The following is a 20,394-nucleotide window of genomic DNA, read 5'->3' on the forward strand; positions in this document are numbered from 1 at the left end:
CGGTGTGCTGCAGGAGATGCCTGGCGTGAGCGAGGCCGAATACAAGCTGGTCGAGCAGCATCTCGGACCGGACCGCCCGCCGGGTCTGCTGGCCCACGTCGCCGGGCCCACCGAGGACGGTTGGCGGATCATCAACGTCTGGCAGGACGAGGCGGCCTTCCGGCGCTTCCAGGCCGAGCGGCTGATGCGAGCCGCAGGCCTGGCCGCTCAGTCTGAGGACTTCGACGCGGGCAAGAGCGCCGGCTTCCGGGCGATGACCGTCGACGGCGCCGAGCTGCCGTTCTGATGGCCGACATCGCCGGGCTGCGCGCCCGCGGCAGCGCGTTCTGGACACAGGCCGCGCCCGGCTGGATCCGGCACGCCGACCGCCAGGATGACCTCGGGCACCCGCTCGGCGCCGTCGCCCTGACCCGGCTGAATCCGCGGCCCGGCGAGCACGTCCTCGACGTCGGCTGCGGTTGCGGCGGCACCACCGCCGAACTGGCGGCCGCAGTGGGGCCGACCGGCGCGGTGCTCGGCGTGGACCTGGCGGAGTCCATGGTGGCCGCGGCGTCCACCCGGTTTCCCCCCGACCACCACCCCGTGCTGCGGTTCGCCGCCGCCGACGTCGAGACGGTCGAGGACCTTCCCGGGGCACCGTTCGACGCGGCGTACTCCCGGATGGCGCTGATGCTGCTGGCCGACCCGGTCGCCGGTTGCGCCAACATCCGGCGGATGCTGCGTCCTGGCGGGCGGCTGGCTGCGACCGTCTTCCGGGACGGCCGGGCCAACTCGTGGCTGCCGTTGGCCGTGCTCGGTGCCGCGCCGCACGTGGCGGCGCTGCCGCCGCTGCCGGTCGGCGACGAACCCGGCCCGTTCGCGTTCGCCGACCCGGCACGGGTAGGCCGGATCCTCACCGCGTCAGGCTTCGACGCCGTCGTGGTCGAACCGCATGACGTGGTCATGGCCGTACCCGACGAGCCCGACACCGTGGCCGAATGGCTGATCGAGATCGGACCTGCCGGGGCCGCGTACCGGGCGGCACCGCCGCCGCAGCAGGCGGCCGCCCGGGTCGCGACGGCCGGGCTGCTCGCCCGATTCCGGCAACCGCAGTCCGGCTACCGGCTACCGGCTGGGCTCTGGCTCATCACGGCGACAGCACCGTGACGCCATCAGGTCTCCAGTCCGCACACATCACACTTCCAGAAACGGTGGCCGCATGAGAATCGGCAGACGAACCACTCCCCTTCTCGCTGCGCTGCTCCTCTGCGCAGCCTCCTGCCTGACCGCTTGTGGCGGGCACGCCGCCCCGCCGCCGTCGGCGGTCACCAGCGGGTCGACACCGGCATCGCCGCCGGACTCCTGCGCCGGGGCCGGAGACCGGGTGAAGGATCATCTGAAGAGTGCCGAGGTCCGATCGGTCGTCGTACAGGGCCAGTGCACCTCGGTCGTGGTCGCCACCACTCTCGGCGACAATGACGCCGCCGCTGCCCAGCGGCTCTGCGATGCCGCGGCCGAAGTCGCCTACTCCGGCGACGTCAACTCCGTCAGCGTGCTGGCCGAGTCCGGCATGGAACTCGCCATCGGCGTCTCCGGCGCGAAGTGCCTGACCTGACCTGACCGGTTTCCGCGAACGGTGCTCCCCAGCTCGGGCGGGAGCACCGCGAACCGCGGGCGCCGGGACTTCCTAGCGTCGGCCGGTACGGCGTGAGCCCAACAATCTGCGCAGCCCAAGCAGCCGTTTGCCGTTGATCAGGTCGAGCAGGCCCTGCTGCACATGACGGCCGACGGCGCCCCGGGTGCCCAGGGCCAGCATCCGCAGCGGCATCTCGTCCAGCATCGCGGCGACCAGGTAGGCCATCGGGCTGGTCGGGTCGGCGATCACCTGGCGGGACTTGCGGCGGGCGACATACTGCAGCGTGCGGGTCACCGCCGAGGAACGCATGTCGGCCAGGGGCGTGTTCAGGGTGAACGCGCCCGGCTGGTCGGCGGTGTTGTCCGGCAGCGGGCGGCCGTACAGGTGGGCGAAGGCGGCGCGGTCGAACTCCTGCCCCGGCGCGGGCAGCGGGTAGTTGACCGGCTCGGGCGCGGGGTCGCCGCCGGTGAGTTCGACCAGCGCTTCGGCGCGGATGTCGCGTGAGGACGAGCCGACCCGGATCTCGAACTGCCCCGCCTCGACGCACCAGTCGCGACGAGCGGGGTCGTAGAAGGCGAACGCGCGCCGGTCCAGCACCATCGTGACCTGCTCGGACTGGCCGGGGCGCAGCCGCACCTTGGCGAAGGCGGCCAGCTCCTGTCGTGGCCGGAACACCGTGGACGCGCTGTCGTGCACGTACACCTGCACGACCTCGCTGCCCTCGCGCTCGCCGGTGTTGGTGACGGTCACGCTCACCTCGACCGGCTCCCCGGCCTCGACCACCGTCTCGTTCAGCGTCAGGCCGGAGTAGGCGAACGTCGTGTACGACAGCCCGTGCCCGAACGGGAACATCACGTCCACGTGCGCGCTGTCGTAGTAGCGGTAGCCCACGTAGACGCTCTCGCGATACTCGGTGACCGCGGGTGCGTCGGGGATCGCGTGGGTGGGGTTGTCCTCCCACCGGTGCGGGAACGTCTCGGCCAGGCGCCCGCCCGGCTCGGCCGCGCCGAACAGCACGTCCGCGACCGCGCTGCCGCCCGCCTGCCCGCCGAGGTAGCCCTCGACCACGGCGGGCACGCCGCGCAGCCAGGGCATCTCCACCGGCGCCCCGTTGGCCAGCACCACCACCGCCCGCTCGTGTACGGCCGTGACGGCGTGCACGAGGGCGTCGTGGGCGGCGGGCAGGGCCAGGTGGGTGCGGTCGAGGCCCTCGGTCTCGTACCCCTCGGTGAGGCCCACGAAGACCAGCACCACGTCGGCGTCGCGGGCGGTGGCGCGGGCCTGCGCGAGCAGTTCCTCGTCGACGTCGCCGCGGTCGCGGTGGTACCCGGGCGCGTACGCCACCTGCTCCCCCGCCAGCTCGCAGATGCGGGTGTACGCGTCGTCGACGCGGTGCGGGTTGATCCCGGCGCTGCCCGCGCCCTGGAATCTGGGCTGTTTGGCGAACGCGCCGACGACCGCGATCCTGCCCCGCGGGACCAGCGGCAGCAGCCCGCCCTCATTCTTGAGCAGCACCGTGCCCTCGGCGGCGGCCCGACGGGCCAGCGTGTGGTGGGCGTCGCGGTCGTAGTCGTGCCCACCCGCCCGGACCTGTGCGGTCCGTTCGATCAGGGTCAGCACCCGCGCGGCGGCACGGTCCAGGACCGCCTCGGGCAGGCTGCCGTCGGCGAGGGCGTCGAGGATGAGCCGGTCGTTGTGGCCGCCGTAGCCGGGCATCTCGACGTCCAGGCCCGCGACCAGTGCGGGCACCCGCTCGTCCACGGCACCCCAGTCGGACACGACCACCCCGTCGAAGCCCCACCGCTCCCGCAGCACCCCGGTGAGCAGCCGTTCGTGCTGGCTGCAGTGCACCCCGTTGAGCCGGTTGTACGCGCACATCACCGTCCACGGCCGCGCCTGGGTGACGGCGTGCTCGAACGCGGTCAGGTAGATCTCGTGCAGGGCCCGCTCGTCGACGGTGGCGTCGATGTTGAACCGGCGCCGCTCCTGGTTGTTGGCGGCGAAGTGCTTGAGCGAGGCGCCGACGCCCCGGCTCTGCACGCCCCGGATCCAGGCCGCACCCAGCACCCCGGCCAGCAGCGGATCCTCGGAGAAGTACTCGAAGTTGCGGCCGCACAGAGGGCTGCGCTTGATGTTGACGCCGGGGCCGAGCAGGACGCTGACGCCGCCCGCGCGGGCCTCGTCGCCGAGGGCCTGGCCGATCCGCTCGATCAGGTCCGGGTTCCAGGTCGCGGCCAGCGCCGAGGAGGTGGGGAAGCACGTGGCCGGTTCGCTCTTGCCGTCGACGTCGCTGCCGTCGTGCTCCTTGCGCAGGCCGTATGGCCCGTCGGCGACCATGATCGGCGGGACGTCGAGGCGCGGCACGCCGTACAGGTGCCAGAAGTCGCTGCCCGCGCAGAGCGCGGCCTTCTCCGCCGGGGTCATCCGCGCGACCAGGTCGGTGATCCGCGGCTCGAACTCCTCGGCGGCGGCCTGCCGGGTCGCGGTGCTCACGCCGCCACCGGCGTCGTGGTCATCGCCTGGGACAGGGCGTGCAGCAGCGCGGCCAGGTGCTCCCGGTCGGCGCCGGGCACGGGCAGTTCGGCGACGTCGGCCTCGATCCGTTCGGCGATGCGCGCGTGCAGCTGCCGGCCGCGCGGGGCGAGGAAGGCGCGGATGCGGCGCCGGTCGGCCGGGTCGATGCGCCGGTACACCAGGCCCAGCTCGACGAGCTGGTCGACGACCTTGGTGAGGGTGCCCGGGGGCAGGAAGGAACGGTCGGCCACCTCGGTCATCGGCCGTCCGCCACCCTCGGCCAGCAGGTGCAGCACCCGCCACGCCTCGGCCGAGCAGCCCTCCTCGCGCAGGATGCCCGCGACGTGCCGGGACAGCAGCCGTTCGGCCTGGGTCAGCAGCTGCATCAGGTCGGCAGCGGTGCCCGCGGGCAGCACAGACATGGCCCTCCTTCTCAGCTGGAACATGACCGTACCCGGTCGCCGTCAAGTGTGCCGCCCTCGTGCCTGCGGCGGAAGCGGTCAGACGATCACTCTTGGCTTTGGCGGTCCGAGGAGGTTCCATGTAACGGTAAACTATCCTTCCTAAAAGGAGCCAGTCGATGCGCAGACCCCTGCTGGCCGCCGCGGGTGCGGTGGCCACCCTGCTCGCGGCAGTGATACCGGCCCTGCTGAGCACCCCGGCGGCCGCTGCGGCACCCCGGCTGACCGCGACGATCACGCAGGTCAGCGTGTGGGACACCGGGTACGGTGCCGACGTCGCCGTCAGCAACAGCGGTGACGCGGCCGCCACCGGCTGGACGGTGGAGTTCGACCTGCCCGCCGGCACCACGGTCAGCTCCTCGTGGAGTGCGACCCGCACCCAGACCGGCCAGCACTACAAGTTCGTCAACCTGAGTTGGAACGGAACCGTCAACCCCGGGGCGGCGCAGACGTTCGGCTTCAACGCCGCCGGGCGGGGCACTCCGCTGAACTGCACGGTCAATGGCGCGCCCTGCGCCGGCGGCACCGTTCCCAGCCCGTCGGCGTCCCCGAGTCCGTCGGCGTCTCCGAGCCCGTCGGCGTCGCCGAGCCCGTCTGCGTCGCCGAGCCCGTCGGCGTCCCCCAGGCCGTCGGCCAGTCCGTCGGCCTCGCCCAACCCGTCTCCGTCGACCAGCCCATCCGGGCCGATCGTCGACGTCGCCACGGCGGCGCAGCTGGTCAGCGCGCTGGCGGCGGCCACCCCCGGGCAGACGATCCGGCTGGCGCCGGGCACGTACCGGGGTGCGTTCGCCACCCAGCGGCCCGGGACCGCCACCGCGCCGATCACGCTGACCGGGCCGCGCACCGCGATCCTGATCAACGACGGGCCCAGCGGCACCGCTCCGTCCTGCCCCGCGCCCACCGCGGGCTGGGACTCCGGCTACGGCCTGTGGCTGTACGGCGCGCCGTACTGGAACCTCACCGGGTTCACGGTCGCGGAGTCGAAGAAGGGCATCGTGCTGGACAACTCCCACCACGTCGTCATCGACGGAGTCTACGTCCACCACACCGAGGACGAGGGCATCCACTTCCGCCGCTCCTCGGCCGACGGCATCCTGCGCAACTCGGTCGTGGAGTACACCGGCCTGGTCCAGCCCGGCTACGGCGAGGGCGTGTACCTCGGGTCGGCCGGGTCGAACTGGGACTGCCACGGCAACTCCGGCGGCGTCGACCGCTCCGACCGGGTGCAGGTGCTCAACAACCGGATCGGTCCGAACGTCGCCGCCGAGCTGATCGACGTCAAGGAGGGCACCTTCGACGGGATCATCCGCGGCAACACCTTCAACGGCCAGGGCATCTCCGGCCAGAACTCGGCCGACTCCTGGATCGACGTCAAGGGCATCGGCTACCTGATCGAGGGCAACACCGGCACGTTCGCCGCGCCGGGCACCTTCGTCAACGGGTACGAGACGCACAATCCGGCCACCACCCCGTCGTTCCTCAACGGCTGCGGCAACATCTGGCGCGCCAACACCTCCGACCTCGGCGGAGTCGGCCAGTACGCCATCAAGATCACGTCGACGTCGAAGTGCGCGGGCAACCTCAACGTCGTCTACGGCTCCAACACCGTCACCAACGCGACCAGCGGCCTGACCAACATCGCCGTCACTCCGTAAGGGCGAGCAGGATCTGCTCGCCGTACTTGGCGAGCTTGTTCTCGCCGACGCCGCTGATGCGGCCCAGCTCGGCGAGGCTGGTCGGCACGTCGGTGGCGATCTGGCGCAGGGTCGCGTCGTGGAACACGACGTACGCGGGCACGCCCTGCTCCTTGGCCGTGGCTGCCCGCCAGGCGCGCAGCTTCTCGAACAGCGGCGCCGCCTGCGCGGGCAGCTCGGCCACGGCCGCGGCGGCCTTGCGCCCCGACGACGAACCGCCACCGGAGCGGCCCGCCCGCTCCGGTTCGCGGCGCATCTGCACGTCGCGGCGGCGCCCCAGCACCTCGGCCGAGGCGTCGGTCAGCACGAGCGTGCTGTACTCCCCCTCGACCGCGAGCAGCCCCTGGGCCAGCAGCTGACGCACCACCGCGCGCCACTCCGACTCGCTCAGGTCGTTGCCGATGCCGAACACCGACAGCTCCTGGTGCCGGTGCTGGCGCACCTTGTCGGTCTCGCGGCCGAGCAGGATGTCGATCGACTGTCCGGCGCCGAACCGCTGGTTGCGCTCACGCTGCAGCCGCAGCACCGTCGACAGCAACTTCTGCGCCGGGACGGTGCCGTCCCAGGTCTGCGGCGGGTTCAGGCAGGTGTCGCAGTTGCCGCAGGCCGCACCACTGGGCTGACCGAAGTAGGCCAGCAGTTGGCCGCGGCGACACCGCACGGTCTCGCACAGGGCCAGCATCGCGTCCAGGTGCGCGGCCAACCCGCGCCGGTAGGCGAGATCGCCCTCCGAGCTGTCGATCATCTTGCGCTGCTGGACCACGTCCTGCAGCCCGTATGCCAGCCACGCGGTGGACGGCTGCCCGTCGCGCCCGGCCCGGCCGGTCTCCTGGTAGTAGCCCTCGACCGACTTCGGCAGGTCGAGGTGGGCCACGAACCGCACGTCGGGCTTGTCGATGCCCATCCCGAACGCGATCGTGGCGACCATGACCAGGCCGTCCTCGCGCAGGAACCGTGACTGGTTCGCCGCGCGCGTGCGCGCGTCCAGCCCCGCGTGGTAGGGCAGCGCCGGGATGCCGTTGTCGACCAGGAACTGCGCCGTCTTCTCCACCGATGCCCGCGACAGGCAGTAGACGATGCCCGCGTCGCCCGGGTGCTCCTCGCGCAGCAGCTCCAACAGCTGCTTGGCCGGGTTGTTCTTGGGCACGATCCGATACTGGATGTTGGGCCGGTCGAAGCTGGAGACGAACAGCCTGGCCTCGGTCAGGTTGAGCCGGGTCGCGATCTCGTCGCGGGTGGCCGTCGTCGCGGTCGCGGTCAGCGCGATGCGCGGCACGTCCGGGAACCGCTCGTGCAGCACCGACAGGGCCAGGTAGTCGGGCCGGAAGTCGTGGCCCCACTGCGACACACAGTGCGCCTCGTCGATGGCGAACAGCGAGATCTTGCCGCGCTCCAGCAGCCGCAGCGCCGAGCCGGAGGCCAGGCCCTCGGGCGCGAGGTAGAGCAGATCGATCTCCCCGGCCAGGAACTCCGCCTCGACCACCCTGCGCTCGTCGAGGTCGAGGGTCGAGTTGAGGAACCCGGCCCGCACGCCCAGCGCCCGCAGCGCGTCGACCTGGTCCTGCATCAGCGCGATCAGCGGCGAGATCACCACGCCGACGCCTGGACGGACCAGGGCCGGGATCTGGTAACACAGCGACTTGCCGCCGCCGGTGGGCATCAGCACCAACGCGTCGCCGCCGCCGATGACATGGTCGATGATGTCGGCCTGGGCGCCGCGGAAGCTGTCGTACCCGAAGACCCTGCTCAGCACCTCTGCCGCATCACGCACCCGTCGATCCTAGGTGCCGACCCTGACGAACCGGAAAACGCGGCTGTGGATAACCGCCCAGCTCACGCCGCCACCTGCGGCGACAGGGCCGGCGCCAGCAGCGGCGCCGAACCCGCCACCACCAGCACCAGCAGCGCCGGGATCAGCAGCGCGAGCGGCAGCGAGGTGGCCGCGGCGAACGCACCGATCACGGCCGGGCCGATCAGGCCGCCGGTGTAGGCGATCGTCGTGACCAGGGACAGCTGTCGCGCGTCGGCGAGCCCGGCCGCCCCGGCCGCGGCCGACACCACCGGCCACACCACCGACATGCCGACACCCGTCAGTGCCCAACCGGCCATGGCCAGGCCGATCCGAGCCGCGTCGGCGGCCGGGCTGGCCAGTACCAGCGCGTATCCACCGAGGGTCACCAGGGCCGCCCGGCGCAGCAGCGCCGGAGCCGCCATCCGCGCGCGGACCGCGTCCCCGGCGAGACGGGCCACCGTCATCGCCGCGAAGAACGCCGTGTAGACCAGCGACGCGGTGCCCGGGTCGGCGCCCAGGACCCGGGAGGCGTGCAGCCCGGCCCAGTCGGTGGCGGCGCCCTCGGTGATGAACGCCGCCGCGCCGACCACCCCGAGCAGGACGATCATCCCGGTTCCGGCCCCGCCTGCCGCCCGAGGTGCGTCGGAACCCACCGCCGCCGCGTGGGCGGGACCCAGCCGGCGCCCCACCGCGACGAACAGCACAGCCAGCAACGTCGCCGCCGCGACCAGCAGCGGCGAGACATCCGTTCCGGACCACAGCAGCAGCGACGTGGCGGCGCCGCCGCCGACCGCGCCGAGGGTCCACACGCCGTACAGCGTCGACATGATCGGGCGACCCGCGCGGCGCTCCACCGCCACGGCGTACACGCTCAGCATCACGTTGAGCGCGCCCAGGCACAGGCCGAGCAGCACGACCGACGCCATGAGCAGTGGATACGTTCCCGACAGGCCGGGTCCGGCGAGTGCGGCCGCGCACAGGGGCGCGGCGGTCCGCAGCATCCGGCGCTCGGTCCAGCGGCCCGCCAGCCGCCCCGCCACCGGCATCGCGACCACCCCGCAGACGCCGAGCAGCAACAGGACCGCGCCGATCCGCCCCGGCCCGAGGCCGAGCCGGGCGTCGTTGGCGGGCAGGGTCGCGCCCCACAGCGCGGTGAGCACCCCGGTGAGCAGATAGTGGAGCGAGATGACGGTGCGCTGACCCATACCGTCGATGCTCGCGCCGAACGTAACGCAAGATCCAACACCTGTTGCTTCATGATCTACACATCCGCGTTGTAAATTGCTACCAATGACGGATGTCCATCGACCTCGACATCCGGTTGCTGCGCCACTTCCTCGCCGTCGCCGAGGAGCTGAACTTCACCCGCGCCGCGCAGCGCCTGTTCGTCGCCCAGCAGGTGCTCAGCCGCCAGGTGCAGCAGCTCGAGACCCGGATCGGCACCCCGCTGCTGGTTCGGTCCACCCGGCGGGTGGCGCTCACCCCGGCGGGGCGGACTCTGCTCGACTACGCCCGCGAACTGGTCGCCCTGCACGACCGGATGCTGCGCGAGGTACGCGGTGAACGGGCGGCGCTGGTCGTCGACGTGTGCGGGCCGGACCTGCTGCCCGCCCGGATCCTGGACGCGGCGCGAGGACTCGCCCCGCAGGTGGAGTTCTTCGCCAGGTTCCACCACGAGCCCGCCGACGTCCGGTTCGGACTGCGGCAGGCCGACGGCACCGAGTGGGCCGGCCGTACGGTGTGGCACGAACCGCTGGCCGTGCTGCTGCCCGCCGACCACCCGCTGGCACGGCTGGACGCCGTCCCGCTGACCGCGCTGCCGGGCACCCGGCTGTGCGTACGCGCGGGCAGCCAGGTCAGCCCGGCCTGGGACGACCTGGTCAGCCGCCTGCTCGCGCCGGTCGGGTTGTCGCTGCAGAGTTCACACCCGCAGGTGTACGGCGCCGACGAGCTCGCCCGGCACCTGCGGGAACGCGACGCACCGATCCTCGCGCTGGCGACCACGGCCGTGCCGCCCGACGCGGTGCTGCGGCCGCTGGCCGAGCCGGACGCCGTCTTCGCCTGGGCGATGATGTGGCGGCGCACCCTGCGCCATCCCGGCCTGGACGCACTGCATGCCGCCGTCTCCGCGCTGCCCGCGACACCCGCCGACCACTGAGCCGACCGGCCCCGGGCCCGGTCAACGGATCGGCGCCAGAATCCCGACGATCGCGGGTCTCAGCCCCGCCAGGAGCGCGACGTCGTCATCGGCGAACGCCGCGAACACCAACGCGCCCATGACCTCCGGTGCTTCGACCAGCGTCGGGAACTGGCCCACGACCACGGCCGGGTCCAGCCTGGCGAGAAGCCGCCGCGCCAGCAGACCGTCCCCGGAGAGGGCCTCCCCCGGCCAGGTCGTCGAACCCAGCCAGCCCAGCAGGGCGCGCGCCGCCACGGCGTGGTCCGGAACCGACCGCCGCAGCCGATCGAACAGGCGGTCCACCGTGTCCTCGGCCGCGTCTCCGGCGGCCGGTCCCGACAGGTTCAGCAACTGCGCCGAAAGCGCGGCCGGAACGCGGTTGGCCGCCATCGCCGCGACGTCTCCGGCGGGACGGAACTGGATCTCGCCCTCGTCCAGGTCCAGGGCGGAGATCATCCAGCCGAGCAGCGCCCTGGCCGTTCCTCGTATCCCCAGTTCCGAAAAGTACAGTTCGAGCCGCACCGGGTCGGCGAGCACCAGGTCGTCGCCGAAGCGCCCGCGCTCCCACGACAGCCGGTCGCCGTGCACGGTCGCCGCGCCGAGCAGGGCGCCGTCTTCGCCGTACAGGGCGATGGTGAGGTCTCCGGGGCAGCGGCAGACGTCGCCGGCGAAGGTCCCGGTCGTGGTCAACCGGCGCAACCGGTCCAGCGCCACCGGATCGTCGACCCGCGCCAACACCGGCCGGTTCGCGACGGGCGGGGCGTCCTCGCCACCCGCCAGCAGCGCGACTCTGGTGGCAGCGGACCACGCCCGCGCGAGCCACTGCCGCACGGCCGCCGACGGTTCCGCCATATCCATCCGAAAGCCCCTCCTGCCCACCGGGCCTATGGTCACCCGAGCGTCGCGTCGAGCTGGAAGTGCCAGACCACCACCGACGGCACGCCGCTGATCGCGGCCAGGGACGCCTCCGGGCACCAGTGCTGCAGATCCCAGCTCATGTGCGACGGCAGCTCGTGCGGTGCCTCGCCCAGCGTCATCGGCCGGACCAGCTCCGCGCAGCCACGCACCTGGAACCCGAGCGGCAGCGCCGCGGCCAGGTACGCGCTCAGCGGCCGGTGGTACTCGACCAGGATGCTCGGGCGGCCGTCCGGCCCCGGCTCGCGCGGCAGGGTCGGCCGCAGGTACGACAGCAGCTGGTGCGCGTCCGAGACGACCAGATGCCCACCGGGGCGCAGCACCCGCGCGAACTCCGCCAGCACCACACCCAGGTCGGGCAGGTACGCCAGCGCCAGCCCGCACACGATGGTGTCGACGGCGTCGTCCGGCAGCGGCAGCCGCGCCAGGTGCGCCTGGTGCAACTCGGCTTCGGGCAGGCGCTCGCGGGCCACGGCCAGCATCTCCGGCGACTCGTCGACGCCGATGATCCGATGGCCGAGTTCGGTCAGGTACGCCCCGTGCCGACCGGTGCCGCAGGCCGCGTCCAGCGCGACGCCGACGGGCAGGCCGTCCAGGATCCGGCGGACAACCGGCTGTTCCAGCTCGATCATCGTGTTGGGCTGGTCGTAGGTGGGTGCCCAGTCGCGGTAGACCTCGGCGGAGCTGATCGCACCCGCGACCGCGTCCACTCCGCCGGACCGCAGCATCGGCTCGTCCAGCAGTGCGCGGATCTCGGCGATGCGAGCCTCGACGAACTCGCGATCGGCGGTGCCCTCGCGCATGGCCCGCAGCAGCGCCGCGCCCTGGAGGCCGAGCACATATCCCAGCGGGCTCAGATGTGTCACGCTGGGCAACCTAGTCAGACCCCGTCCGCCGCGCCACCGACTTAACCGGCTGCCGTATCGCACCGCGAGCCGGAAGACGTCCGGAAGTTTCGGTTCCGATGTGCCGGTGATGCTCGGCACCTCGGGAATCTCCGAGGTCGACCGTCGCTTATCGACATATCGTCACCCTGCACAGCCAGCAGCGATGGCGATCAGGCGGTAGCCGTATCAAGATCGTATTTCCGAAATATTACCGATAGTTGTTGACGGTCAGTTGGCCAAAACCAATACTGACGTCGTCGACAGACGTCCACCGCTGTCGATGTCGGTTCGAACCGCCACCGTCCCCGGCCGACCGCACGACCCGCACCCATCGCGCCGCACCCGGTGCGCCACGGCCGCCGTCCGGGCCGAGGACGCCCCACCGGGTCGATGCACGCTGCCCGGCCCGCCCTGGCCGGGGCCGTCCCGAGAAGGGAGCACACATGCACGACACACCCGCTCACCCCGACAACCGGCGGCGCGGCCGCGCCATACGCCTGCTCGGGGCCGCCTGCGCCGCCGCACTGGCGGCCGCCACGATGCTGCCCGGCGCCGCGAACGCGGCCGTGACCTCCAACCAGACCGGCACCAACAACGGGTACTTCTACTCGTTCTGGACCGACAGCTCCGGCACCGTCTCCATGGACCTGGGCTCCGGCGGCAACTACAGCACCTCGTGGAGCAACACCGGCAACTTCGTCGCGGGCAAGGGCTGGAGCACCGGCGGGCGCCGCGGCGTCACGTACGCCGGCAGCTTCAACCCGTCCGGCAACGCCTACCTGGCCCTCTACGGCTGGACCACGAACCCGCTGGTGGAGTACTACATCGTCGACAACTGGGGCACCTACCGGCCCACGGGGACGTACAAGGGCACCGTCACCAGCGACGGCGGCACGTACGACATCTACCAGACGACGCGGTACAACGCCCCGTCCATCGAGGGCACCAAGACGTTCAACCAGTACTGGAGCGTCCGGCAGTCGAAGAAGACCGGTGGCACCATCACCACCGGCAACCACTTCGACGCGTGGGCGGGCAAGGGCATGAGCCTCGGCGCCTTCAACTACATGATCCTGGCGACCGAGGGCTACCAGAGCAGCGGAAACTCCAACATTACGCTCGGCACCACCGGCGGCGGTGGCGGTGGCGGAGGCGGCGGAGGAGGCACCTGCACCGCGACCCTGTCCGCGGGCCAGCAGTGGAGCGACCGGTACAACCTCAACGTCTCGGTCAGCGGCGCCACCAACTGGACCGTGACGATGAACGTCCCCTCTCCCGCCAAGGTCCTGTCGACCTGGAACATCACCGCCAGCTATCCCACCGCCCAGCAACTGGTCGCCAAACCCAACGGCAGCGGCAACAACTGGGGCGTCACCATCCAGCACAACGGCAACTGGACCTGGCCGACGGTCTCCTGCAGCGCGGGCTGACGCGACGTACCAGCGATCCGGCGCCCACGGCGCGGCGGTCATCGGGCCGCCGCGCCAACGGTCGGTGGATGGCTCTCGAACGGTGGTGCCGACGTACCCGAACGAGGTCTCCGTACCGACTTTGGGCGGGCCGGAGCGGCAGCCCCACGCCGGGGGCTGCTCGCCGACTGATCCGCCGGGCGGTCGGCTAGCGGGCCGACCAGCGCTGCGCGCCGGTGCCGTTGCACTCCCACAGCTCGACCAGGGTGCCGTTGGCGGTGGCGCCGCCGGTCACGTCCACGCACTTGCCCGATCCGACACCGACGATGGTGCCGTTGGCGTTGAAGGTGAAGCGCTGGGCCGCGGTGTTGTTGCAGGGCCAAATCTGGATCTTCGTGCCGTTCGCGGTGCCGTTGGCGTTGACGTCGAGGCAGCGGTCGCCGAAGACGCGCAGCTCACCGGCGGCGGTGCGGGTCCACCGCTGGTTGGTGCCGGCGTGGCAGTCCCAGAGCAGCACCTGGGTGCCCTGGGCGGTGCTGCCGCCGGAGACGTCCAGGCAGCGCTTGGACTGCGGGTTGGACAGCAGCGCGGCGGCGTCGACGGGCGGCGTGGTCACCGACGACAGGCTGCCGGGCACCGACTGCATCGCCGCGTACCAGCGGGCGGCCATCTTGTCGTAGCCGCCCGCGTTGGGGTGCAGGCCGTCGGCCAGGTCGGCGGTGGTGAAGCCGGAGTGCAGGTCGACCAGGTGGGTACGCGGCCCCTTCTGCGCGACGATGCCGGGCAGGGCGGCGTTGAACGTCTGCGACTGGGCTTCCTGGTTGGCGTCGCTGCGAGGGATCAACTGAGCCACGAACAGCTCGACCAGCGGCGCGTTGGCCCGGATCTTGTCGATCAGCGCGGACAGCCGGGCCGGGGCGTTGGGCACGTCATAGCCCTGACCGATGTCGTTGGTGCCGATGTGCAGCAGGATCGTGCGGGGATTGGCGGCCTGGATCCAGCCGACGATGTTCGCGTCGAGCTGGTCGATGCGCCAACCGGAGTGGCCTTCGTGGTCGTGGTCGCCGAGATTGGATGGCCCGTTGACCCCTGAGCCGACGAAGTCGGTCAGGATGCCGCCTGCCGCCAGGCGCTGCCACAGTCCGATGCGGTACCCGCCAGGCACGTTGTATCCGTCGGTGATCGAGTCACCCAGCGGCATGATCCGTACGCCGCCGTTGGACTCGGCCCGCGCCGGGGCGGCGAGCGCCAGTGACAGCCCGGCGGCGAGCGCCAGCCCAAGCCCGGCGGCACCGAGCCGCCTGAGGTTCCGTCGCATAGCTGGTTCCTTCCTTGGGACGCGCATCGATCGATGGCGATGAGCTGTGCCATCTTGGCAACGTTGTCAATGTGGACATAGGGCTGAGTTGATCATGTGTGGCCGAGTCGGGCCCCGCCGAACCCTCGTAGCGGCCCCGATGGAGCCCGCGGTGCCGCGATGGTGACCTGTCGGTCGGACCCGGACCTTATTGCAGACATGTAACTGTGTGAATGTCAAGAGTTGACAGAATTCGCACGGGCGACGAATCTCCGTAACGGACCCTCAAGCTCAAACGCAATCACTCGTAGATGGACATCAAGCCAACAGATGTCCACAGTCGACCTTCACGGAAAAGAGGAAGGCAGCGTCTTCACCTCACATCTGACAACGTTGTCATCGCTGACGGCACCGGGAATGGCCCACTGATCGTGCTGTGGGACCGCGACACCAGCTTCGCCCAGAGCAGGGCCTTGCCCCGATCGCCTGACCCACCCGAGCCGCCGGTGGGCGGTTCAGATCCGGCGTACCGGACCGCCCACCGGCCCCCCTTCACCCGATCGAAGGAGTGTCATCTCATGCATCCCCCTGCCCTGCGCAGGCTCCGGCTGCGCGGTCTCGCCACGCTGGCGCTACTGTCGCTGGCGACCACCGCGGCGGTGGCCGTGAACGCGTCACCGGCCAGCGCCGCCACGACCACCGCCAACATCAACGGCAGTGTCGTCGGGCGCACGTTCGACGGCATGGGCGCGATCAGCGGCGGCGGCGGCAACTCGCGGCTGCTGATCGACTACCCGGCCGCACAGCGCTCGCAGATCCTGGACTACCTGTTCAAGCCCAACTACGGCGCGGCGGTGCAGCTGCTGAAGCTGGAGATCGGCGGCGACGCCAACTCCACCGACGGCTCCGAGCCCAGCCACCAGCACGTACGCGGCGACATCAACTGCAACGTGGGCTACGAGTTCTGGCTGGGCGAGCAGGCCGTGGCCCGCAACCCCAACATCAGACTCGTCGCGCTGCCCTGGGCCGCCCCGGGCTGGATCGGCAACGGCAACTTCTGGTCCCAGGACATGATCGACTACGACATCTCCTGGCTCGACTGCGCCAAGCAGCACGGCCTGAACATCAACTACATCGGCGGCTGGAACGAGCGCGGCCACGACAGCACCTGGTACAAGAACCTGCGCACCGCCCTGAACAATCGGGGCTACGGCTCGGTACAGATCATCGGCGACGACTCCGGCTGGGGCATGGCCGACGAGTTCGCGAACGACCCGACGCTCAAGAACGCCGTCGGCGTGCTGGGCAACCACTACGTCTGCGGCTACCTGTCCGACGCGACCTCGTGCGGGTCGACGGCGAACGCGTCGAACTCCGGCAAGCCGCTGTGGGCCAGCGAGTTCGGTTCGCAGGACGACAACTCCGGCGCGGCCCCGTTCATCCGGACGTTCACGCGCGGGTACCTGGACGCCCAGATCGTCGGGTTCATGAACTGGCCGCTGATCGCGGCGCTCACCCCGAACCTGCCGTACCCGACGGTGGGGCTGATGGACGCGGGATCGCCCTGGTCGGGGTCGTATCGGCTGGGTCGCAACCTGTGGGCCAGCGCGCACGTCACCCAGTTCACCCAGCCCGGCTGGAAGTTCCTGAACAGCTCGGCCAGCGCCTACCTCGGCGGCAACCGGGCCAACGGCAGCTACGTGTCGTTGAAGTCGCCGAACAACGTCGACTACTCGACGATCTACGAAACCGCGGGCTCGCCCGGTACGCAGACGGTGAACGTGACCGTCTCCGGTGGGCTCAGCACCGGCACGGTGCACGTATGGTCGACGGACCTGAACTCGAACAACACCGCCGACCACCTGGTGAGGCAGGCCGACATTCTCCCGTCGGGCGGGGCGTACACGCTGACGCTGCAGCCCAACCGGATCTACACGGTGACCACCACCTCCGGCGGCGGCAAGGGCACGGCGACGTCCCCGGCGACCTCGTCGCTGCCGCTGCCGTACGCGGACAACTTCGAGTCCTACAACGTGCGCGGCATGGCGAAGTACTTCTCCGACATGCAGGGCTCGTACGAGGTGCGCAACTGCGTGGCGGGCCACACCGGCAGGTGCCTGCAGCAGGTGGCGCCGATCCGGCCGATCAACTGGCAGGACGACAGCGACGCGTACACCCTGGTCGGTGATCCGGCGTGGTCGAACTACACGGTCAGCCTCGACGTGGACATGCAGCAGGCCGGGACGGTGACCCTGCTCGGCCGGGCCAACACCCAGCTGCGTCCGCAGTACAAGCAGGCCGCCTACCAGCTGCGGCTCAACAACAACGGCGGCTGGTCGATCGAGCGCAACAGCACCGGCGGCGTGCGTACCGTGCTGGCCTCCGGCACCCGCGCGGCGCTGGGCCTCAACACCTGGCACAGCCTGAAACTCGGCTTCACCGGCGACCAGATCACCGCCTCGGTCGACAACGGCACGCTGGCCACGGTGACCGACAGCTCGTTCAACTACGGCCAGGTAGGCATCGGCGTGGTGGGCTACCAGACCAACATGTTCGACAACCTGAACGTCACCCCCAACGGGCCCGGCAACGTCTCCGGCATCCTCAAGGGCCAGGAGTCGGGGCTGTGCGTCGACGTGCCCGCCGCGAGCCAGACCAACGGCACCGCGGTCAACCTGTGGGACTGCAACGGCGCCGCCAACCAGAAGTGGACCGCGACCCCGCAGGGCACGCTGTCGGTGTACGGCACCAAGTGCCTGGACGCCAACGCCGGCGGCACCGCCGACGGCACGGTCGTGCAGATCTGGGACTGCAACGGCAGTGGCGCCCAGCAGTGGACGGTCAACGCCGACGGCTCGGTGGTCAACGGCGGCTCGGGCAAGTGCCTGGACGTGGTCAACCACGGCGTGGTCAACGGCGCCGGCCTGGTGCTCTGGGGCTGCAACGGCGGCGTCAACCAGAAGTTCGCGCGCGGCGCGGCCCCGGGCATCCTCAGGGGCCAGGAGTCGGACAAGTGCGTCGACGTGCCCGCCGCAAACCAGGCCAACGGCACCCGGCCCGCGCTGTGGGACTGCAACAACGGCACCAACCAGCTGTGGGAGTCCACCACCACCAACCAGCTCAAGGTCTTCGACACCAAGTGCCTGGACGTGGCGGGCGGCAGCACCGCCGACGGCGCCGTGGTGCAGATCTACGACTGCAACGGATCGACCGCGCAGCAGTGGCGGATCAGGTCCGACGGTTCGGTGATCGGGGTCGGGTCCGGCAAATGTCTGGACGCGCTCGGCCACGGCACCGCCAACGGCACCCAGTTTGTGATCTGGACGTGTAACGGAGCCGCGAACCAGAAGTGGTTCCGCAGCTGAGGCCATGAACGTCCGTCCCGGGTCCCGCGCCGACACCGACGGCCGGGACCCGCCACCCCGTGTCAACGACAGGAGCAGTCATGCGTACCAACCTCAGGCGGCTGGCCGCCGCTTGCGGCATCGTCCTGGCCGCCACGCTGGTACCGGCCGCGGCGACGCCCGCGCAGGCCGAGTCCAACGGCGGTGTGCGGATCATGCCGCTGGGCGCCTCCATCACCGACGGTTTCAACGTGCCCGGCGGCTACCGCATCGGACTGTGGCAGCGGTTGGTCGCGGGCGGCTACACCGCGGACTTCGTCGGCTCGGCCGCCAACGGGCCGAGTTCGCTGGGCGACCACGACCACGAAGGCCACTCCGGCTGGCGTATCGACCAGATCGACGCCAGTGTCGTCGGCTGGATCCGCGCCGCCAATCCGCGCACCATCCTGCTGCACGTCGGCACCAACGATGTGAACCAGAACCACGACCTGGCCAACGCCCCCGCCCGGCTGTCCGCGCTCATCGACCGGATCCGTGTCAACGCGCCGCTGGTCGAGCTGTTCGTCGCCCAGATCGCCCCGGAGACCGACCCGGTGTACGAAGCGCGGATCAAGACCTTCAACGCCGCCATCCCCGGCATCGTCGCGCAGAAGGGGCCCCTGACCCACCTGGTGGACATGCACGCGGTGCTCACCACCGCCGACCTGGCCGACGGCACGCATCCCACCGCCGCCGGCTACGACAAGATGGCCGCCCGCTGGTACAGCGCGCTGCAGTCGGCCCCCGCCGCCCTCACCCCGGTGGCCACGCCGCCGGTCGGGACGGCGGCACTGCTGGACAACCCCCAGTCGACCCGCTGCCTGGACGTCCCGAACAGCAGCACCGTCAACGGCACCCAGCTCCAGATCTTCGACTGCAACGGCAGCAGCGCCCAGCGCTGGACCCGCACCGCCTCCGCCGAACTGCGCGTCTACGGCGCCCGCTGCCTCGACGTCAACGCCAACGGCTCGGCCAACGGCACCAGGATCCAGCTCTGGACCTGCAACAACACCGCCGCGCAGCACTTCACCTTCGGCGCCGACGGCACCATCCGCCACCAGGCCTCGGGCAAGTGCGTCGACGTCACCTCCAGCGGCACCGCCAACGGCACCCTGGTACAGCTCTACGCCTGCAACGGCACCGGCGCCCAGCGCTGGACGGCCCGCTGACCAGCACCTCCATCGGCCGAATCGGGTGAGCGGGATAAATCGGTTGCGCTGGTGCGGTGCTGAGACTTGGCTGTGCGGCATGTCAGCCCCCTCACCGATCTTCGTAGCGGGTACGGGTCGTTCGGGAACATCGCAGCTCGCGAACATTCTCGGCGAACATCCGCAGATCCACAGAATTCCGATCGAGACCCGGTTCCTCGTCGATCCGGGTGGCCTGCGGGACCTGGCGGACGCGCTCACGATTCGGTATGACCCTTTCGTCGGGGAGGACGCCCTGCGCAGGCTGAGCGACATCCTGACGGTGCGACTGCCCGGCAGGCTCGACAGGGATCGTGGCCATACCGTTCCCCAGGCCATCGGCCAACGGTATTACTGGGACGCGGTGGGACGGCTGTGGTCGGAGCTGGTCGCGAGCACGTTCGACCAGTCCGTGCCCGCGGCGGGGTTCGGGCACGCCGACTGGCCTGCCGGGCCGTTCGAGCCGCAGCACGCCCGGCAGACGATCGCCAGGTACTTCAGCGATCGGCGCGAGCTGCTCGAGATCCTTCGGCGCGCCATCGACACGATGTTCGGCGGCGCGGCCGCCGAGGCGGGAAAGCCGACCTGGTGCGAGAAGACACCGTTCAACCTGCTGTACATGGACTTCCTGTGGGAGCTCGTGCCCGAGGCGACCATCGTCCACATCAAGCGCCACCCGGTCTCGGTGGTCGCGTCACACGTCGACCAGCCCTGGGCACCGCCCACGGTCGACGGCGCGCTCGCATGGCTCGAACCGGTCTACGCCCGATGGCTCGCCTGGAAGGCCACGGTCGATCTGACGGGCAGGCGGTATGTGGAGGTGAAGGCCGAGGATCTCGCGGCCGACTGGCCCGAGCAGCGCCGCGCCCTGTTCGAACTGCTCGGTGTGGACGACTTCGAAACCAGGTCGACGTTCCGCCCGCGCTTTCTGGAAAGTCGCGATGACCAGTTCGATCCTGCCACCCGAGAGTTCCTGGAACGAACACTTGCCGATGTCATCCCCGCCATGGGATACGCGTAGCGGTGGCCGGATCCTGCCCGACAACGCGACGACCGGGCCC

Annotated in this window: 16 protein-coding genes; 9 read left to right on the top strand and 7 right to left on the bottom strand. The window is 70.9% G+C overall.

What is annotated here, in order from left to right; translation table 11 throughout:
* Nucleotides 1-25: 25 nt before the first annotated feature.
* The 3 genes from KUA19_RS36085 to KUA19_RS36095 all read left to right on the top strand — a co-directional run bounded on the left by KUA19_RS36085 (nt 26) and on the right by KUA19_RS36095 (nt 1,594).
* Nucleotides 26-286, top strand: a complete 261-nt coding sequence (locus KUA19_RS36085; protein WP_217403431.1) for a hypothetical protein — start codon at nt 26-28, stop codon at nt 284-286.
* Nucleotides 286-1,146 (top strand): methyltransferase domain-containing protein, encoded by an 861-nt coding sequence (locus KUA19_RS36090; RefSeq protein ID WP_217403432.1) that lies wholly within the window; start codon nt 286-288, stop codon nt 1,144-1,146. The genes KUA19_RS36085 and KUA19_RS36090 overlap by 1 nt, the downstream gene beginning before the upstream one ends.
* A 217-nt stretch (nt 1,147-1,363) precedes the next feature.
* Nucleotides 1,364-1,594, top strand: a complete 231-nt coding sequence (locus tag KUA19_RS36095; RefSeq protein ID WP_217403433.1) for a hypothetical protein — start codon at nt 1,364-1,366, stop codon at nt 1,592-1,594.
* A gap of 72 nt (nt 1,595-1,666) precedes the next feature.
* On the opposite strand, the gene KUA19_RS36100 is transcribed toward KUA19_RS36095, so the two are convergent.
* Together KUA19_RS36100 and KUA19_RS36105 are read right to left on the bottom strand one after the other, a co-directional pair.
* A complete protein-coding gene (locus KUA19_RS36100) occupies nt 1,667-4,108 on the bottom strand; it encodes a glycoside hydrolase family 3 C-terminal domain-containing protein (RefSeq protein ID WP_217403434.1) in 2,442 nt (813 codons plus the stop codon).
* Nucleotides 4,105-4,551, bottom strand: coding sequence for a MarR family winged helix-turn-helix transcriptional regulator (locus KUA19_RS36105; protein ID WP_217403435.1), 447 nt, complete (start codon nt 4,549-4,551; stop codon nt 4,105-4,107). The genes KUA19_RS36100 and KUA19_RS36105 overlap by 4 nt, the downstream gene beginning before the upstream one ends.
* A gap of 158 nt (nt 4,552-4,709) precedes the next feature.
* Between KUA19_RS36105 and KUA19_RS36110 the strand changes: the two genes are divergently transcribed.
* Nucleotides 4,710-6,245, top strand: a complete 1,536-nt coding sequence (locus tag KUA19_RS36110; RefSeq protein WP_217403437.1) for a cellulose binding domain-containing protein — start codon at nt 4,710-4,712, stop codon at nt 6,243-6,245.
* Here the strand turns inward: KUA19_RS36110 and recQ are convergent.
* Together recQ and KUA19_RS36120 are read right to left on the bottom strand one after the other, a co-directional pair.
* Nucleotides 6,235-8,055: a DNA helicase RecQ gene (gene recQ / locus KUA19_RS36115; protein ID WP_217403438.1), complete on the bottom strand. Its 1,821-nt coding sequence runs from the start codon at nt 8,053-8,055 to the stop codon at nt 6,235-6,237. The two genes, KUA19_RS36110 and recQ, sit on opposite strands and share 11 nt — an antisense overlap.
* 62 nt (nt 8,056-8,117) lie before the next feature.
* Complete coding sequence (locus KUA19_RS36120; RefSeq protein ID WP_217403440.1) at nt 8,118-9,281, bottom strand: MFS transporter; 1,164 nt, start codon at nt 9,279-9,281, stop codon at nt 8,118-8,120.
* Nucleotides 9,282-9,373: 92 nt separating this feature from the next.
* Here KUA19_RS36120 and KUA19_RS36125 point away from each other — a divergent pair, with 92 nt between their 5' ends.
* A complete protein-coding gene (locus KUA19_RS36125) occupies nt 9,374-10,234 on the top strand; it encodes a LysR family transcriptional regulator (protein WP_217403442.1) in 861 nt (286 codons plus the stop codon).
* A gap of 21 nt (nt 10,235-10,255) precedes the next feature.
* On the opposite strand, the gene KUA19_RS36130 is transcribed toward KUA19_RS36125, so the two are convergent.
* Nucleotides 10,256-11,113, bottom strand: coding sequence for a hypothetical protein (locus tag KUA19_RS36130; protein ID WP_217403444.1), 858 nt, complete (start codon nt 11,111-11,113; stop codon nt 10,256-10,258).
* Between the two features lie 32 nt (nt 11,114-11,145).
* Complete coding sequence (locus tag KUA19_RS36135) at nt 11,146-12,036, bottom strand: class I SAM-dependent methyltransferase (RefSeq protein ID WP_217403446.1); 891 nt, start codon at nt 12,034-12,036, stop codon at nt 11,146-11,148.
* Nucleotides 12,037-12,500: 464 nt separating this feature from the next.
* Between KUA19_RS36135 and xynA the strand changes: the two genes are divergently transcribed.
* Complete coding sequence (gene xynA, locus KUA19_RS36140; protein WP_217403448.1) at nt 12,501-13,487, top strand: endo-1,4-beta-xylanase XynA; 987 nt, start codon at nt 12,501-12,503, stop codon at nt 13,485-13,487.
* Between the two features lie 187 nt (nt 13,488-13,674).
* Here xynA and KUA19_RS36145 read toward each other — a convergent pair whose 3' ends face one another.
* Nucleotides 13,675-14,784 (bottom strand): RICIN domain-containing protein, encoded by a 1,110-nt coding sequence (locus KUA19_RS36145; RefSeq protein ID WP_217403450.1) that lies wholly within the window; start codon nt 14,782-14,784, stop codon nt 13,675-13,677.
* A 557-nt stretch (nt 14,785-15,341) separates the two neighbouring features.
* Here KUA19_RS36145 and KUA19_RS36150 point away from each other — a divergent pair.
* From KUA19_RS36150 to KUA19_RS36160, 3 genes are all read left to right on the top strand, one after another.
* Nucleotides 15,342-18,128, top strand: coding sequence for a ricin-type beta-trefoil lectin domain protein (locus tag KUA19_RS36150; protein WP_254550660.1), 2,787 nt, complete (start codon nt 15,342-15,344; stop codon nt 18,126-18,128).
* Between the two features lie 80 nt (nt 18,129-18,208).
* Entirely contained in the window at nt 18,209-19,315 is a 1,107-nt protein-coding gene (locus KUA19_RS36155) for an RICIN domain-containing protein (protein WP_217403452.1), read from the top strand.
* 79 nt (nt 19,316-19,394) lie between these two features.
* Nucleotides 19,395-20,354, top strand: a complete 960-nt coding sequence (locus KUA19_RS36160) for a sulfotransferase family protein (protein WP_217403454.1) — start codon at nt 19,395-19,397, stop codon at nt 20,352-20,354.
* Nucleotides 20,355-20,394 lie beyond the last annotated feature (40 nt).

The organism is Catellatospora tritici (assembly GCF_019083965.1).
Classification (GTDB): Bacteria; Actinomycetota; Actinomycetes; order Mycobacteriales; family Micromonosporaceae; genus Catellatospora; species Catellatospora tritici.

Bases quoted from the DNA above. Each gene is read 5' to 3' on its own strand.
- KUA19_RS36160 (WP_217403454.1), top strand. From the start codon at position 19,395: ATGTCAGCCCCCTCACCGATCTTCGTAGCGGGTACGGGTCGTTCGGGA.
- KUA19_RS36150 (WP_254550660.1), top strand. From the start codon at position 15,342: ATGCATCCCCCTGCCCTGCGCAGGCTCCGGCTGCGCGGTCTCGCCACG.
- KUA19_RS36090 (WP_217403432.1), top strand. From the start codon at position 286: ATGGCCGACATCGCCGGGCTGCGCGCCCGCGGCAGCGCGTTCTGGACA.
- KUA19_RS36110 (WP_217403437.1), top strand. From the start codon at position 4,710: ATGCGCAGACCCCTGCTGGCCGCCGCGGGTGCGGTGGCCACCCTGCTC.
- KUA19_RS36125 (WP_217403442.1), top strand. From the start codon at position 9,374: ATGTCCATCGACCTCGACATCCGGTTGCTGCGCCACTTCCTCGCCGTC.
- KUA19_RS36155 (WP_217403452.1), top strand. From the start codon at position 18,209: ATGCGTACCAACCTCAGGCGGCTGGCCGCCGCTTGCGGCATCGTCCTG.
- xynA (WP_217403448.1), top strand. From the start codon at position 12,501: ATGCACGACACACCCGCTCACCCCGACAACCGGCGGCGCGGCCGCGCC.
- KUA19_RS36130 (WP_217403444.1), bottom strand. From the start codon at position 11,113: ATGGATATGGCGGAACCGTCGGCGGCCGTGCGGCAGTGGCTCGCGCGG.
- KUA19_RS36145 (WP_217403450.1), bottom strand. From the start codon at position 14,784: ATGCGACGGAACCTCAGGCGGCTCGGTGCCGCCGGGCTTGGGCTGGCG.
- KUA19_RS36120 (WP_217403440.1), bottom strand. From the start codon at position 9,281: ATGGGTCAGCGCACCGTCATCTCGCTCCACTATCTGCTCACCGGGGTG.
- KUA19_RS36105 (WP_217403435.1), bottom strand. From the start codon at position 4,551: ATGTCTGTGCTGCCCGCGGGCACCGCTGCCGACCTGATGCAGCTGCTG.